The 15154-nt window shown below is 41.2% G+C and carries 13 protein-coding genes and 2 riboswitches; of the genes, 11 read left to right on the forward strand and 2 right to left on the reverse strand.

The window, feature by feature from the left end; genetic code table 11:
- Positions 1-97 precede the first annotated feature (97 nt).
- On the reverse strand, positions 98-577 hold the full coding sequence (locus tag ACZ48W_RS09620) for an HNH endonuclease (protein WP_464828195.1): 480 nt from the start codon (positions 575-577) through the stop codon (positions 98-100).
- A gap of 630 nt (positions 578-1207) precedes the next feature.
- A riboswitch (TPP riboswitch) is annotated at positions 1208-1314 on the forward strand.
- A 98-nt stretch (positions 1315-1412) separates the two neighbouring features.
- On the opposite strand from ACZ48W_RS09620, the gene thiC reads away from it, so the two are divergent.
- From thiC to ACZ48W_RS09675, 11 genes are all read left to right on the forward strand, one after another.
- Positions 1413-3293: a phosphomethylpyrimidine synthase ThiC gene (gene thiC / locus ACZ48W_RS09625; protein ID WP_464828196.1), complete on the forward strand. Its 1881-nt coding sequence runs from the start codon at positions 1413-1415 to the stop codon at positions 3291-3293.
- A 40-nt stretch (positions 3294-3333) separates the two neighbouring features.
- Positions 3334-4434 carry an FAD-dependent oxidoreductase gene (locus tag ACZ48W_RS09630; RefSeq protein WP_464828197.1) on the forward strand — a complete coding sequence of 367 codons (1101 nt, stop codon included), beginning with the start codon at positions 3334-3336 and terminating at the stop codon, positions 4432-4434.
- Positions 4431-4634 carry a sulfur carrier protein ThiS gene (gene thiS / locus ACZ48W_RS09635; RefSeq protein WP_464828198.1) on the forward strand — a complete coding sequence of 68 codons (204 nt, stop codon included), beginning with the start codon at positions 4431-4433 and terminating at the stop codon, positions 4632-4634. Before ACZ48W_RS09630 ends, thiS begins: the two co-directional genes overlap by 4 nt.
- A gap of 1 nt (position 4635) precedes the next feature.
- Complete coding sequence (locus tag ACZ48W_RS09640; protein ID WP_464828199.1) at positions 4636-5454, forward strand: thiazole synthase; 819 nt, start codon at positions 4636-4638, stop codon at positions 5452-5454.
- Positions 5455-5563: 109 nt separating this feature from the next.
- Positions 5564-6199, forward strand: coding sequence for a thiamine phosphate synthase (locus tag ACZ48W_RS09645; RefSeq protein WP_464828200.1), 636 nt, complete (start codon positions 5564-5566; stop codon positions 6197-6199).
- Positions 6189-7001 (forward strand): bifunctional hydroxymethylpyrimidine kinase/phosphomethylpyrimidine kinase, encoded by an 813-nt coding sequence (gene thiD, locus ACZ48W_RS09650; protein WP_464828201.1) that lies wholly within the window; start codon positions 6189-6191, stop codon positions 6999-7001. Before ACZ48W_RS09645 ends, thiD begins: the two co-directional genes overlap by 11 nt.
- A 39-nt stretch (positions 7002-7040) precedes the next feature.
- Positions 7041-7136, forward strand: a riboswitch (TPP riboswitch).
- A gap of 55 nt (positions 7137-7191) precedes the next feature.
- Positions 7192-9252 (forward strand): TonB-dependent receptor, encoded by a 2061-nt coding sequence (locus tag ACZ48W_RS09655; RefSeq protein ID WP_464828202.1) that lies wholly within the window; start codon positions 7192-7194, stop codon positions 9250-9252.
- Positions 9253-9270: 18 nt separating this feature from the next.
- The gene (thiB, locus tag ACZ48W_RS09660; protein ID WP_464828203.1) at positions 9271-10275 is read left to right on the forward strand and encodes a thiamine ABC transporter substrate binding subunit; all 1005 of its coding nucleotides are present in this window, start codon (positions 9271-9273) and stop codon (positions 10273-10275) included.
- A 2-nt stretch (positions 10276-10277) separates the two neighbouring features.
- Positions 10278-11909, forward strand: a complete 1632-nt coding sequence (locus tag ACZ48W_RS09665) for an ABC transporter permease subunit (protein WP_464828204.1) — start codon at positions 10278-10280, stop codon at positions 11907-11909.
- Positions 11893-12534 carry a thiamine ABC transporter ATP-binding protein gene (locus ACZ48W_RS09670; RefSeq protein ID WP_464828205.1) on the forward strand — a complete coding sequence of 214 codons (642 nt, stop codon included), beginning with the start codon at positions 11893-11895 and terminating at the stop codon, positions 12532-12534. Before ACZ48W_RS09665 ends, ACZ48W_RS09670 begins: the two co-directional genes overlap by 17 nt.
- The gene (locus ACZ48W_RS09675; protein WP_464828206.1) at positions 12531-13232 is read left to right on the forward strand and encodes a choline/ethanolamine kinase family protein; all 702 of its coding nucleotides are present in this window, start codon (positions 12531-12533) and stop codon (positions 13230-13232) included. The genes ACZ48W_RS09670 and ACZ48W_RS09675 overlap by 4 nt, the downstream gene beginning before the upstream one ends.
- Before the next feature lie 112 nt (positions 13233-13344).
- Here ACZ48W_RS09675 and glmS read toward each other — a convergent pair whose 3' ends face one another.
- Entirely contained in the window at positions 13345-15153 is a 1809-nt protein-coding gene (gene glmS / locus ACZ48W_RS09680; protein ID WP_464828207.1) for a glutamine--fructose-6-phosphate transaminase (isomerizing), read from the reverse strand.
- Position 15154 lies beyond the last annotated feature (1 nt).

Genomic DNA, 15154 nt, shown 5'->3' on the forward strand with positions numbered 1-15154 from the left:
ATTTCTTTCCAAGTACTTGTTAGCTTTGTTAGTCAAGTATGTTCTTTCTTAACTTGTCAGCTAAAATATCTGCTTGTTTCATCAAGTCAAAAATCTCTTATTTTACTTTTAAAAATGCTTTGTATTCATTAGGTGTTTTTTCTTCTAAAAGGTCTAACTCAATCTCTTTTGCAAATTTCATTTGATATTTGGAAAGTAACTCAATTAATTCATTTTTATCAAAATATATATTGTCATGCTGATTGATGAATTTGTCAAATTCTTTACTGCCTTTTTTGGAATTACATTTTTTACAACATGGTACCAAATTGCCAATTTGGTGCCCAAAACCTCTAAGCTCTCCATTCTTTACTAATCCAACAAGATGATCCCATGTTTCAGCTTCATCATTGCAGAATACACATTTTAAATTTTCGTTTGGATTTTGCCCTAAAAATTCTAATGCTTCATTTATCTTTTTTTCATCATAATCATCACTTGGTGCGATTGCTGATGCAAATGCATGATTTATTGTTGTACGTCTTTTTCTATAAACTGAATAAGTGTGTAAATGGCGTTTGATATCTTCTTTTTTCATTATGCTCCAATGTTCAGCCCGCGTCCCCCGTTGTCTCGGTAAGCGTAGTATCCGAGACAACTATTTATTAGAGGAACACTTTGTTCCACTATTGCTTTCTTCTTCATATTAGCAGTATATCAAAAATGTCTTGCTATTTTTAAAAATATGTCAATTTGAAAGATTTTAACTCTATTTTTACAAATTGTATACAATCATAAAAATTGCTTATGTGCTTTTAGCCGGAAATAAGCCAATATTTGGACAAAGTATTCCTCTATTTGTCAATTTCTGGCAATAGAGGACATAATGTCCTGCTATTTTTTAGGAGTAAATCATGGAAGTCAAGAAAAAACTGTTACGAGTAGAGAAAGTAGAGAATAGAGTGTCTGAGTATAGTGGTGACAATAAGAACTCCTTTCCTCTTGTTTTATGCTTTCTATGTTTCGAACTTGTAGAGATGAAAAGCGTATAATAAACGATAACTGCTTATCGTTTATAGCTTTGAAACCGGAATGGTCGGAGCGTATGCGTAGCCATGCAGGCGAAACTGAGGAGTGATTTTTTATCATTTTAACACATGATGAATGGAAAATTTCCATTCTTTAGTTAATTAAGGTATTTTTTATCCTATTTGACATATAGTGCAATATCAACCTCTCGGGGTGCTACACGAAAGTAGCTGAGAAGGCCAAAAAAGCCTACCCGTTGAACTTGAACCGGATCATACCGGCGTAAGGAAGAGACTTGTATATAACTACTTTGATGATCCGTAATGTATTTCATTATAGAATCCATCGCTACTTATCTACACCTCTTCCCAACGAAATTACATCATTAATTTTAAGGGAAAAAGATGACAAAACCATTTAAAGATACATTAACAACATCCAACGAGCTTTTGACAAGAGAGCCACTACCTGCTTCACAGAAGATCTATCTTCAAGGCGAGATACATAAAGATATCCGTGTACCAGTACGTGAAATATCACTAAGCAATGATACAAAACTGGGCGTTTATGACACTTCCGGACCCTATACAGATCCATCCGTAGAGATAGATGTAGGCAAAGGTATCCCTGCTATCCGTAAAGAGTGGATAGAAAAAAGAGGTGATGTAGAGGAGTATGAAGGCCGTATCATGGAGCCTGAAGACAACGGGTACAATACCGACGAGCAGTTGGAGTTTGTAACAGCCGGTGCAAAAGGACTTGTGAGAACACCGCTTAGAGCAAAAAAAGGGCAAAATGTATCACAACTTCACTATGCCAGACAAGGTATCATTACTCCGGAGATGGAGTTTGTAGCCATTAGAGAGAACCAAAACCTGGCGATGAGTGAAGCATATCTTCAAGAGGAAGAAAGAGAAGCCAGACTGAAAGGTAATAGTTTTGGTGCGAACTTGCCTGAAAAAATTACAGCAGAATTTGTAAGACAAGAGATAGCTGAGGGTAGAGCAGTCATCCCTTGTAACATTAATCACCCGGAAGTAGAGCCTATGATCATCGGCCGTAATTTCCTGGTAAAAGTAAATGCAAACATTGGTAATTCTGCTACGACATCTTCTATTGCCGAAGAAGTTGAAAAGATGGTTTGGTCAACCAGATGGGGTGGAGATACTGTAATGGATCTTTCCACAGGGAAGAACATTCACACGACACGTGACTGGATACTGAGAAACTCTCCTGTGCCTATCGGGACGGTGCCTATCTATCAGGCGTTGGAAAAAGTAAACGGTATTGCAGAAGACTTGACCTGGGAAGTCTTTAGAGATACACTCATAGAGCAAGCCGAGCAGGGAGTAGACTACTTTACTATTCATGCAGGGCTTTTACTTCATCATGTACCTATGACAGCGAAAAGAGTAACAGGTATCGTCTCTCGCGGCGGGTCTATCATGGCGAAATGGATGATCGCACACCATCAGGAGAACTTCCTCTATACACACTTTGAAGATATTTGTGAAATTATGAAAACATATGATGTGACATTCTCTCTTGGGGATGGACTTAGACCGGGTTCTGTAGCCGATGCCAATGATGAAGCACAGTTTGCAGAGCTTAAAGTGCTTGGAGAACTTACAAAGATCGCTTGGAAACATGATATTCAAACTATCATTGAAGGTCCGGGGCATGTACCGATGCATATGATCAAGGAGAATATGGAGAAGCAGCTTGAGTGGTGTGATGAGGCTCCATTTTATACACTTGGGCCATTGACTACCGATATTGCTCCGGGATATGACCATATCACTTCAGGGATAGGTGCTGCGATGATCGGTTGGTATGGTTGTGCGATGCTTTGTTACGTCACACCTAAAGAACACCTGGGTCTTCCAAACAGAGAAGATGTCAAAGAGGGACTTATCACGTATAAACTTGCAGCTCACGCAGCAGATATTGCCAAAGGTCACCCAGGTGCAAGAGCAAGAGATGATGCAATGAGTTTGGCACGGTTCGAGTTCAGATGGGTAGATCAGTTCAATATCGGTCTTGACCCTGAAAAAGCTAGAGAATACCATGATGAGACCATGCCGATGGAAGCAGCAAAAGTAGCACACTTTTGTTCCATGTGCGGACCTAAGTTCTGCTCCATGAAAATATCCCAGGAAGTACGTGATTATGCGGATGCTTTGGAGATGGATCTGGAAGAGGCAAAACAAAAAGGTATGGATGAAATGTCTGAAGTCTTTAAAGAGAAGGGCAGTGAAGTGTATATTGAGGCAGATAAAATATAACACACAATGTTATATAAAATAAGTCAGAAAAAGGGAAATAATGAACATAGCAATTGTAGGAGCCGGTCTGGTAGGTAGAGTTTTGGCACTCAACCTGCTTAGAGATGGACATACCTTAACACTTTTTGACAAAAGCAGCAAAGAGGGAACCGATGCAGCAGGATTTACCGCTGCGGGGATGTTGGCACCTTTTGCGGAACTGGAAACAGCGGAGTCGGTTATTTTTGAACATGGCAGACGCTCTATGGAACTTTGGCCTGATTTGTTGAAAGAGGCAGGTGTGTATGATGGTTGTCAGTTTAAAGGGACGATCATTACGGCACACCCTCAAGATATGTCAGAGCTTGAACATTTTATTGGCTCACTTCGATATAAAGTAGAAGAAGCCAAAGAGATAGAGATGCTCAGCAGTCAAGAATTGGCAGAGTTGGAGCCTGATCTTGCCCATCACAGTAAAGCCTTTTATCTGAAAGATGAGGGGCAAGTGGATTCACAAAGATTCATGGCATTCTCTACTACCACTTTGGATATGGATCCGAATATTACCTGGATGGAATATACTAAAGTAGATAAGATCGAGTCCGGAAAGGTGTATTATGGTGATAAAGAGCAAAGTTTTGATTGGGTATTTGACTCCAGAGGTTTGGGAGCCAAAGAGCATTTTGATGATCTGCGCGGGGTAAGAGGTGAAGTTTTCTGGCTTGAATCATCAGAGATCAATATTACACGTTCGACCAGACTGCTTCATCCTCGTTACAAAATATACATTGTGCCTCGTGAGAATGGATGTGAGGGTATGGATCTGGAGTATTGTAAAGAGTGTAAAATATCACAAAGACCGGGAACTAAACGTTATGTGGTGGGCGCAACAGAGCTGGAGAGTGAAGATACCAGTCCAATGTCTGTACGCTCCAGTCTGGAACTTCTCTCAGCGGTTTTTTCTGTTAATTCAGGTTTTGGAGAGGCACGCATCGTCAACACAGAAACAAACTGCCGTCCTGCTTTTAAAGACAATTTACCACGCATAGAGAATTCTGAGAAATTAACACGAATCAACGGACTCTACAGACATGGGTACTTGCTTGCTCCTGCTATCGTTGAAAAGGCATTAAATGAAGGTATTAATAAGGAGTTAAAATGATAGAAATTATTGTCAATGGTGAGAAACAGACTGTCAGTGATGGTATAAATATCAAAGAGATGATCAAAGAACTCAACTATACGAAAGAAGGATTTGCAGTGGCACTTAACGGTACATTTGTAGCTTTGAAATCGTATGAATCAACAACCATTCAAGCCAATGACAGCATAGAAATACTCGCTCCGGTACAAGGTGGATAGTATGACAAAAAAGTTACATACAATAGAAGAAAACAACACATGGGAAATAGGTGGAAAGACGTTAAGAAGCAGACTGCTCATTGGCTCTGCACTCTATCCTTCTCCTGCCAATATGGAAGAAGCGATTAAAACCTCTGAAGCACAGATCGTGACTGTGGCACTTCGCCGTCAAGCAGCCGGAGACAAAGCTGGCGGGGACTTTTGGGAGATTATTAAATCTTTAAATATTCATGTCCTGCCCAATACAGCTGGTTGTCACTCTGCTAAAGAAGCGATTACCACGGCCCAAATGGCAAGAGAGGTCTTTGGAACCAACTGGATAAAACTCGAAGTCATTGGAGACCAGTACAACTTGCAGCCGGATCCGTTTGAAACAGTAAAAGCAGCAGAAGTACTTATAAAAGAGGGATTTGAAGTCTTCCCTTATACGACTGATGACCTGGTGGTTGCAAAAAAATTGGCAGATATCGGTTGTAAGATCATCATGCCGTGGGGGTCAATGATAGGTTCAGGAAAAGGTTTGATGAATCCTTCCAACCTGAAGGCGATCAGAGAGAAGTTCCCGGAGCTGAAACTGATTATAGATGCAGGTATAGGAAAACCGTCACATGCTGCGCAGGCGATGGAGTTGGGTTATGATGGAGTATTGCTGAACTCTGCTATTGCCTTGGCACAAGATCCGGTAAAGATGGCAAATGCATTTAAATATGCTGTGGAAGCCGGGCGTTTAGGCTATGAGTCGGGTGCAATGCAACAAAGGGAGTTTGCCTCTCCTTCTACACCTACGGTTGGAACGCCTTTTTGGCACCAGTTCTCCTAGGGTGCGTTTGCCGACGCACCATGTGATAAAAGTTGTATAAAATAAAAAGTTTACTAAAAGGCATAATGTATAAAAGGTGCGTTGACAAACGCACCCTACAAGGATAAATATGAAATTCCCAAAATGTGACGAAACACCACTAGGCATCTACCCCGTAGTAGACAGAGCCTACAAATTAAGACCTCTGTATGAGTGTGGTATCACCACAGCCCAACTGCGAACCAAAGATGCATTTTCCGGTCAAGCACTCGAAGATGAAGTAGTAGAAGCCATTAAAATCTCAGAAGCCTATAATGCACGTTTTTTCCTCAATGATTTTTGGGAACTTGGCATCAAACATAAAGCCTATGGTATTCATTTAGGACAAGAAGACATCCAAGAGGCAGATGTAGAGGCTATTTTAGAAGCAGGCATAAGGTTAGGCATTAGTACCCACACCCCTAAAGAGATAGAGATTGCTTTAGGGTTTGAACCTTCCTACTTAGCGATAGGTCCAATTTATGAACCTATCTCTAAAAAGCTCACATATGATCCTGTAGGTATTGAAGATTTAAAACGCTGGGCTAAAAATGTAGAGTATCCTATAGTAGCGATTGGCGGGATAACCATTGAGAATATTCAAGCAGTGGTCAAGACCAAAGCAGCCTCGGGGATAGCGATGATTTCAGATGTTTTGGAAAACGGTGAGATATCCAAGGAGAGAGTAGTGGCACTAATAGAGGCTTTTGAAACCTATGGTAACTAGCTATACTCCGACAGTACTCACTATAGCAGGGTCAGATAATTACGGTGGTGCGGGTATCCAGATAGATGCTAAGACCATACATGCTTTAGGCGCGTATGCCTTTACAGCTATTACAGCGCTTACCGCTCAGAACTCTACAGGAGTGAAAGCGGTCAGTACCACAGCAAAAGAGATATTCAAAGCACAACTGGAGAGTATACTGGATGATGTGCAGGTAGATGCCGTGAAGATCGGTATGTTGGCAAGTACAGAGATGATCTCTGTACTTGCAGATACTATAGAGAAGTATAAACTCAAAAATATTGTACTTGATACCGTACTGATAAGTTCAAGCGGTAGAGTACTGTTGGAATCGGATGCTATAGTCTGTATGATAGAGAGGCTTTTCCCTTTAGTTGATCTGATTACTCCAAATCTTCCTGAAATCAATAGCCTTTTAGAGGGTAATTATATGGGTAAAGAAGATGAGGTGGTAAAGGTAGCAGAGGCGTTTTTTGAGTTGGGTGCAAATAATGTACTGATCAAAGGAGGCCATAGTCAAGAGAAACAAGCCATAGATTATTTGGTTGAGAAATCATTGATATATCAAAGTTTTAGCAGTCCAAGAGTAGAAACTACTCATACTCACGGTACAGGGTGTCTGCTCTCGTCAGCTATTGCGACCTATCTGGCAAAAGGTTTCAGTATGCCTCAAAGTGTAGAGTATGCTAAAAAGTTCCTTTATAAAAAGCTACAGGACAGCGTACATTTTCAGTTACCGTATCATCACGACCAGGTAAGTCGAAAAGAGCCTATTTTTTAATTAAGGCAAAATTTATCTTATTTAAGTATATTTTTCTTCTCAATACTCTCGGGGTGCTGAATTCTCAGCTGAGATAATAAACCCGTTGAACTTGATCTGGTTAATGCCGGCGTAGGGAAGAGCATTATATATAAGATTTTACTTTTATATACCTTCTTCCCCTTATTACAAAATATTTAAGGGAAATAAAATGACATCCAAACACTTAACATTATCATGTATGGCTGCATATGCAGTTTTGAACATGCCTGCTGTTGCAGATGAAGTGACACTTGATCCTATTGTAGTCAGTTCTGACTTTAGGGAGAAAAAGCTTTCACAAACAAGTAACAGTGTGACTGTTATAGGTGAAGAAGAGATTGCTGACAAAGCTTCAGAACCTTTTATTGAAGTATTATCAAGTACACCAAATGTAAACTTTACAGCAGGTGCCTCTAAAGCAAAATATATCCAGATCAGAGGAATAGGGGAGAGAAGCCAGTTTGAAACCCCAATTAACCCGTCAGTAGGGATCATGATAGATGGTATTGATTTTTCTCATGCCACTTTGGGTGCTACACTCTTTGATGTGAAGCAAGTTGAGGTACTTAAAGGACCGCAAGGGACAACATTCGGAGCAAACGGACTCGCAGGGGTTGTAACCCTGCAAAGCAATGAACCGACCAAAGAGACAGAGGGACACATAGAAGCAACCGTTGGAAACTATAATACAAAGGCATTTGGTGCTGCTGTAGGAGGTACACTCATAGATGATACACTTTTAGGAAGGTTTTCGATCTATAAGAACAGCAGTGACGGTTTTATGAAAAACAGTTATTTAGACCGTGACGATACAAATAATATAGACGAGCTTACAGCAAAAGCACACTTAAAGTGGTTTGCCGGTGATAAGCACACGATCGATCTGAATTTAATACATGTCGATATAGATAACGGCTATGATGCATTTACACTGGATAACAGTTGGGATTCTCATTCAGACCAACCCGGACAAGATACACAAAAAACCGATGCTTTTGCACTCAAGTCAACGTATGAGTTTGATAAAATGAGACTGATCTCAAAGATCAGTCACTCAAACTCAGACATGACTTACAGTTATGATGAAGATTGGAGCTATGTAGGTGAGTTTGATGATTCATTGTGGCCATATATGGGCTTTGATGAGTATAAAAGAGAGCAAAAACAGACAGATATAGATGTTCGTCTGGTCTCAAATGAAAATGGCCGTATCTTTGGTGGTAAAACAGATTGGACTATAGGCGCATATGCTAAAAAGTTTGATGAGAAGCTAGACAGATACCACCCGACAGACTATGGTGCAGAGCTTTACTTTGACAGCAGTTATGAGTCAAAGAATATCGCACTCTATACACAGTTGGATACGCATATTGATGAGAAGCTTACATTTGTCAGTGGTCTTAGAGTTGAAAAATGGGATGCAGAGTATAGTGATTCGCATGATGTGAACATAGACAATGATGAAGTGATGGTAGGTGGAAAAATAGGAGTGAACTATCAATACACCGATACACAACTTTACTATGCAACACTCTCCAGAGGCTATAAACCGGGAGGGGTCAATGCCGGTACGACACTCAGTGAAGAGGATAAGACATTTGCTACAGAGACATTATGGAACCTTGATGCAGGGTTAAACTCTTCTCACTTTGATAACAGGTTAAAAAGCAGACTAAATCTTTTCTACGGAAAACGCAAAGATATGCAGGTCAAACTCTACCAGGAAGATACACACAGTTTTACAGACTATCTTTCCAATGCTGCTAAAGGCAGCTATTATGGGCTTGAATCTCAACTGGACTACTATCCGAATGATGTACTGCATCTTTTCTCAAGTATTGGATTGCTCAGGGCTGAGTTTGATGAGTATACTGCAGAGCTGGAAGGAAGAACTCCTGCTCAATCACCTGAATATCAGTATAATGTAGGGTTGGATTATACTTTTCTTGAGAATTGGATGTTTAAAACCAATGTAGAAGGAAAAGGAAGTTACTACTTTTCCAATACACATGATCAAAAATCCGATGCTTATGCTTTATGGAATGCAAGTTTATCCTATAACACCGATAATTGGGTAGCATCATTATGGGTAAGGAATATCACAGATGAGGAGTATTATGTAAGAGGATTCTACTTCCCTAACGATCCTGGAAATGGTTATGTCCCGGAACTATACACCCAAAAAGGTGCACCACGAACCATAGGACTTACAGTCTCATATGACTTTTAATCTATGATATAATCCTGTATGTTTAAAACAGTACAACTATTACTCTTCACCTTTATTCTCAGTATCCCTGCATTTGCAGGGGGTACGAAACCCATACTCACCATCTATACCTATGATTCCTTCACTGCATCATGGGGAGCAGCTCCCAGGATAAAAGAGGCGTTTGAAAAAGAGTGCAACTGTACACTGAAATTCGTTTCTGCGTCCAGTTCCATAGGGGCATTGAGGAAGATACAGCTTGAAGGCAGACATACCGAAGCGGATATACTTTTAGGGCTTGATACAAGTATTGCCCAAGTAGCGAACAAAACGGATCTTTTTGAAAAGCATGATCTCAATACATCAATGCCGGAGCTTCCCGTAGCCTATGCCGATGAGAATTTTGTACCCTATGATTACAGCTATTTTGCTTTTGTTTACGATGCGGATAAACTTAAAACAGTCCCAGACTCCTTTGAAGCTTTGGCAGCCATGCCCAAAGATTTCAAGATCGTAATCCAGGATCCGCGTTCATCCACTTCCGGACTCGGATTGCTCTTATGGATCAAGACGATCTACGGTGATAAAGCAGGGGAGTACTGGAAACGCCTTGCTCCCCACATTCTGACCATTACCAAAGGTTGGTCGGAATCTTACGGACTTTTTCTCAAAGGTGAGGCAGACATGGTGCTCTCTTATACCACTTCACCTGCATATCATATGATAGAAGAGAACAGGACAAATATTCAAAGTGCGAGTTTCAAAGAGGGACATTACGGACAGATAGAAGTGGCAGCCATGCTGAGATCTTCCAGGCACAAAGCGCTGGCAAAACAGTTTTTGGCATTCATGCACTCTCAGACCTTTGCAGATATCATTCCTGCGACCAACTGGGCATACCCTGTAGTAAAAACAGAACAGGGACTTCCCAAAGCCTTTGAACTGCTGCATACACCTTCCAAAATGCTTCTGCTGGATGGCAGAACGGTAGAAGAAAATAGAAAGGCATACATAAACGAATGGCTTGATGCCATACGGAAGTGATCATGTTCAAGCATCTGTCCAGATTTAAAAGCGCATTGCTGCCGGGACTTCTTGTCTCCATGCTTTTGCTGGGTTTTGCTTTTGTACTCTTTTTCACGCTTTTTCTGGCAGAGGACCCTGCGTCGGTAACACAGCTTGATGTACGGGTTTACAGTCTCCTGGAATTCACGCTCTACCAGGCTTTTTTATCTACGCTGCTCTCTTTGGCTGTAGGCATTGCACTGGCATGGAGTCTGGCACATCAATCACAGTTTAAAGGCCGTTCTGTTCTGGTTGCGCTCTTCTCTTCATCTCTGGTCCTGCCTACGCTCATCGTTGCATTCGGGCTCATAGGTGTATATGGGCGTAACGGATGGATCAACCAGTTTAGTCTCTCTCTTTTTGAACACTCTTTTGGCTCTTACCTGTATGGCCTGTTCGGTATACTGCTGGCACATACCTACCTGAATGCTTCTTTTGCTGCACGCGCTTTGCTGCATAGTTTTGAGAGTATCCCCAAAGAGAAGTACAAACTTGCAAAAAGCCTGAATTTTACGATATTCCAAAGGTTCATCTATATTGAACTGCCGGCACTGAGATCCACACTGTTGAGTACAGGCTCGACCATATTTCTTCTGTGCTTTACCTCCTTTGCCATTGTGCTGATCCTGGGAGGTTCCCCTTCCTACAACACGCTGGAAGTAGCCATTTACGAAGCGGTGAGACTTGATTTTGACATTGCCATGGCCCTGAAACTGGCATTGATACAGCTTGCCGTCTCCACGTTGCTTGTGGTATTTTCTTCAAGTTTCAGAACAGGTTTAAGCAACCTGAAGACCGGTGAACTGCATATTCCGTGGAAAGAGAAAAAACATATCACTGCCGTTCAGAGAACGGTTATCGTACTCTTTGCACTCTTCTTCATTTTACCTTTGCTGGTGATCATCGTTGACGGTATGGGAGCGGATTTCGGACGCATTGTGAAAGAGGAACTTTTCATCAAGTCTTTTGTTACCAGTCTGATCCTGGCGACGGTTTCCAGTCTGATCACTGTTGTTCTCGCACTGCTTTTAAGTGATGCCAAACGCCATTTTGTATTGCAAACCCGTTTGGCAGACAATGTATTTTCAAAATTTTTCAGTATCCTTGTCTCTTTTTCCGGCAATCTCTATCTTGCTGTTCCTTCTCTTGTTATGGGCCTGGGCTTTTTTCTGCTCTCCCAAAATTATGAAGCTCCCATGCTGTTTTGGCCTACGGCAGCCGTGCTTACAGCAAATGTACTGATGTCCATGCCTTTTGCTCTCTCCGTACTTGCCCCTGTCATGCAGAAAACGGCACAACGTTACGACAAGCTGGCATTCTCGCTCAACCTTACGTCTTTACAGCGATGGGTCTATTGCGAGTATCCCTATCTGAAGTCGCCACTGGGGTATGTTTTTGCTCTGGCTTTTTGTTTTTCACTGGGAGATTTGGGTATCATAGCACTTTTCGGTTCGGATGAATTCTCTACGCTGCCCTGGTATCTTTACCAGCTGATGGGTTCCTACCGGACCAGTGATGCAGCAGGTGTTGCCCTTATACTTCTTGCGATCACTTTGAGTGTATTCATCCTCTTGCCAAAACTATTTAGGAGTCGTGTTGCTGAAAATAACTGATCTGAAGTACCGATACAAAAGCATTGATGATGTCTATACTTATGCACTCTCCGTAAAGCCGCAGGAGATCGTAGCGATACTGGGCGAAAGCGGAAGCGGGAAATCTACGCTGCTTGAGCTCATTGCAGGTTTTCTTGCTGCTTCAGGCGGAAGTATCGAACTGGATGAAAAAGAGTTGACGGCTCTGCCTGTAGAAAAAAGACCTGTCAGTATACTCTTCCAGCAGCATAATCTCTTTGAACATCTCTCTGTACAGAAGAACATCCTTCTGGGAGTGAGCAGGACACTTAAAAGCAGTAGAGAAGATGTTGCAAAAGTACAGGAGATACTCAAAGAGGTAGGCTTGGAAAAATACGAACATACTTTAGTCTCATTACTCTCGGGAGGACAGCAGCAGAGGGTTGCACTGGCACGTGTCCTGCTGAGACGGGAGCCTATACTTCTGCTGGACGAGCCTTTTACCGGCCTGGATGCGAAAACAAGGATGGAGATGCTGGATCTGGTACAAAAGATCAGCAGAGAGAATGATCTGCATACGGTCATGGTCACACACGAAGTGCAGGATTGTGAACGTATTGCCGACAGGATCTACCTCATGAAAGACCATCAACTGACAGAACAATGATAGAAACGCTTAAATACTATGACCTTTTTGAAGATCAGAAGTTACTCTCCTGCAGACTTTTGGAAGATCAGGGCTATTGTAATGAAAACCATCTCCTCCATTCAGACAAAGCAAGCTATATCATACGAAAGTTCAAACGAACGGACATAGACAGAAAGTTTGAGTTCAGGATACAGGCCTTAGCATACGAAAAGGGTATAACGGCCCAGCCTCTGCTTTTGGATGAAGCAAACAGTTTGATGGTAAGCGGGTTTTTGGAAGGTGTGCATAAAGAGAGCCTGGAAGAGAGTGATATTAACGATCTTGCAGAGGTACTGCAGAGTCTGCATTCAATTCATATAGATGTAGAGCCTATAGATCTTGAAACACTGATAGAATCAAAAACAGATGAAATTCTCAGAGCATTTAAAACTGTCAAAAAATATCCTTCTGACTATGTTTTGTGCCATAATGACCCTAATCCCCGGAATATCCTCTTTGCCAATGATATAAAACTTATAGACTGGGAATATGCAGGAGTCAATGACAGATATTTTGACCTGGCTGCTGTATGTGTGGAGTTTGGGTTGGAAGGTAAGATGCGAGATTTCTTTTTGAATAGTTATTTTTCTGGAAATCGTTTTATTTTAAAAAAACTAGAGGCTTATAAAGTTATTTATAGGTTTTTATGTGAAGAGTGGTTTTTAAATAACAATTAACGTAGGGTGCGTTTGCCAACGCACCAATTAAATAGAAGCAAAGTGAAAATAAAATCACATACTAAAAGTATACATTACCGTACAACGTGGTAACGAGTCAAGAAGTAGTGGTCTACTCCACCGTTACAGACTTAGCCAAATTCCTGGGCATATCCACATCATTTCCAAGTCTTATAGAAATTTCAAGTGCAAAGAGCTGGGTAACTACCATCATTTCAAAAAACTCTAACATAGGATGAGAATCATACGCAGTCTGTATGAAATCATCAGCCAATTCAAAAGGTTTTGGAGAGATAGCTAAGATAGTAGCATCTCTGGCAGATAGTTCTTCTACATTTGATTTGATTTTGTCATAATGCATGCTTTTTGGCATTAGTGCGATGGTAAAGAGTTCACTATCCGCAAGTGCTATAGGTCCGTGTTTCATCTCTCCTGCCGGGTATCCTTCTGCATGGAGATAGCTTATCTCTTTAAGTTTGAGTGCACCTTCTAGTGCAAGAGGGAAGAAGATATCTCTACCTATGAAGAAGAAACCATGTCCATGCAAGTAACGTTTGGACAGTCTATAGAGTTTTGCATGCAGCTTCTCGGTTACTCTTAATACTTTGGGAGTCTGAAGCATCGCATCTATCTCTCGTTTGAGTATCTCATCCGAAATAGTTTTTTGCTTTTGACCCACATAGAGTGCCAGCATCCAAAGCACCATGGTTTGTGTGGCAAAAGCTTTTGTGCTTGCAACACCTTTTTCTATGCCTGCACGGGTAAGGATGGCAGCATCGCTTTCACGTACGATGGAAGAGTTGTCAACATTACAGATACTAAGACTTTTTAGTCCGGCTCTTTTTGCCATTTTTAGGGCTTCAAGCGTATCGGCTGTTTCACCACTTTGGGAGATAGTGATAAACAGTGTATCATCCGTAAGAAGAGGCTCTTTATATCTAAACTCTGAAGCTATTTCAACGTCACATCTCACTTTAGCTATACGTTCAAAAAGATAAGCAGAAGTAAGTGCAGAATGGTAACTTGTTCCACAAGCACATATTTTGATGGCAGAGATGCCATCAAAAAAGTTTGCATCCAGCTCATTGAATTCTATACTGTTATCGAGTACGCGTCCCATCATAGTTTCACTCATGACATGGTTTTGTTCATAAATCTCTTTTTCCATGAAGAATCTATAACCATCTTTTTGAGCGGAGATTTTATCTGTAGTAAGTGCTTGCTTAGTAAAGCTTTTTTTGCCTTGACCATCAAAAAGTTTTACTTCACCTTCTTTTGCATAGCCGTACTCACCATCTTCAAGATAATAAACCTCAGTTGCTTTACCGATGATAGGTGTATCTGAAGAGGCAAAATAGATATCATCGCCATTGAAGCCAATGAGCATAGGTGAACCATTTTTGGCAAAGAAGATAGTGTCTGGTGCTGACTCTGTGATAAGGAGTGTTGCGTATGCCCCCTTAAGCCTTTGAATCGTTTTTTCAAATGCTGCAAATGCAGAATTTTCATATTTATTGTTCTTTTCAAAGAGATGTACGATGGTCTCTGTATCGGTTTGACTTAAAAAGTTGACACCATCTGCCTGCAACTCCTCTTTAATCTCCTGATAGTTTTCAATGATACCATTGTGTACTACATAAGAGTAGGCACCCAAGTGTGGATGGGCGTTCAGCTCCGTAGGTTTCCCGTGTGTTGCCCATCTGGTATGGCCAATAGAGATCCCAAAGCCTTCACTCTTAAAAGCTTTGGTTTTTCTCCGTAGGTTCTCCAGTTTCCCAATCGCTTTGAAGTGATGAAGTTTCTCTCCTTCTATAACAGCGATACCTGCAGAGTCATATCCTCTGTATTCAAGCTCCTGAAGACCTTCAAGCAGTATTTCTTTTTTCTCTTTTGGACCGATATATCCAACAATTCCACACATA

The sequence above is a fragment of the Sulfurovum aggregans genome (assembly GCF_055385215.1).

Excerpts from the sequence above, each read along its gene's own strand:
- ACZ48W_RS09620 (WP_464828195.1), bottom strand. The coding sequence starts at position 577 with ATGAAAAAAGAAGATATCAAACGCCATTTACACACTTATTCAGTTTAT.
- thiC (WP_464828196.1), top strand. The coding sequence starts at position 1,413 with ATGACAAAACCATTTAAAGATACATTAACAACATCCAACGAGCTTTTG.
- ACZ48W_RS09630 (WP_464828197.1), top strand. The coding sequence starts at position 3,334 with ATGAACATAGCAATTGTAGGAGCCGGTCTGGTAGGTAGAGTTTTGGCA.
- thiS (WP_464828198.1), top strand. The coding sequence starts at position 4,431 with ATGATAGAAATTATTGTCAATGGTGAGAAACAGACTGTCAGTGATGGT.
- ACZ48W_RS09640 (WP_464828199.1), top strand. The coding sequence starts at position 4,636 with ATGACAAAAAAGTTACATACAATAGAAGAAAACAACACATGGGAAATA.
- ACZ48W_RS09645 (WP_464828200.1), top strand. The coding sequence starts at position 5,564 with ATGAAATTCCCAAAATGTGACGAAACACCACTAGGCATCTACCCCGTA.
- thiD (WP_464828201.1), top strand. The coding sequence starts at position 6,189 with ATGGTAACTAGCTATACTCCGACAGTACTCACTATAGCAGGGTCAGAT.
- ACZ48W_RS09655 (WP_464828202.1), top strand. The coding sequence starts at position 7,192 with ATGACATCCAAACACTTAACATTATCATGTATGGCTGCATATGCAGTT.
- thiB (WP_464828203.1), top strand. The coding sequence starts at position 9,271 with ATGTTTAAAACAGTACAACTATTACTCTTCACCTTTATTCTCAGTATC.
- ACZ48W_RS09665 (WP_464828204.1), top strand. The coding sequence starts at position 10,278 with ATGTTCAAGCATCTGTCCAGATTTAAAAGCGCATTGCTGCCGGGACTT.
- ACZ48W_RS09675 (WP_464828206.1), top strand. The coding sequence starts at position 12,531 with ATGATAGAAACGCTTAAATACTATGACCTTTTTGAAGATCAGAAGTTA.
- glmS (WP_464828207.1), bottom strand. The coding sequence starts at position 15,153 with ATGTGTGGAATTGTTGGATATATCGGTCCAAAAGAGAAAAAAGAAATA.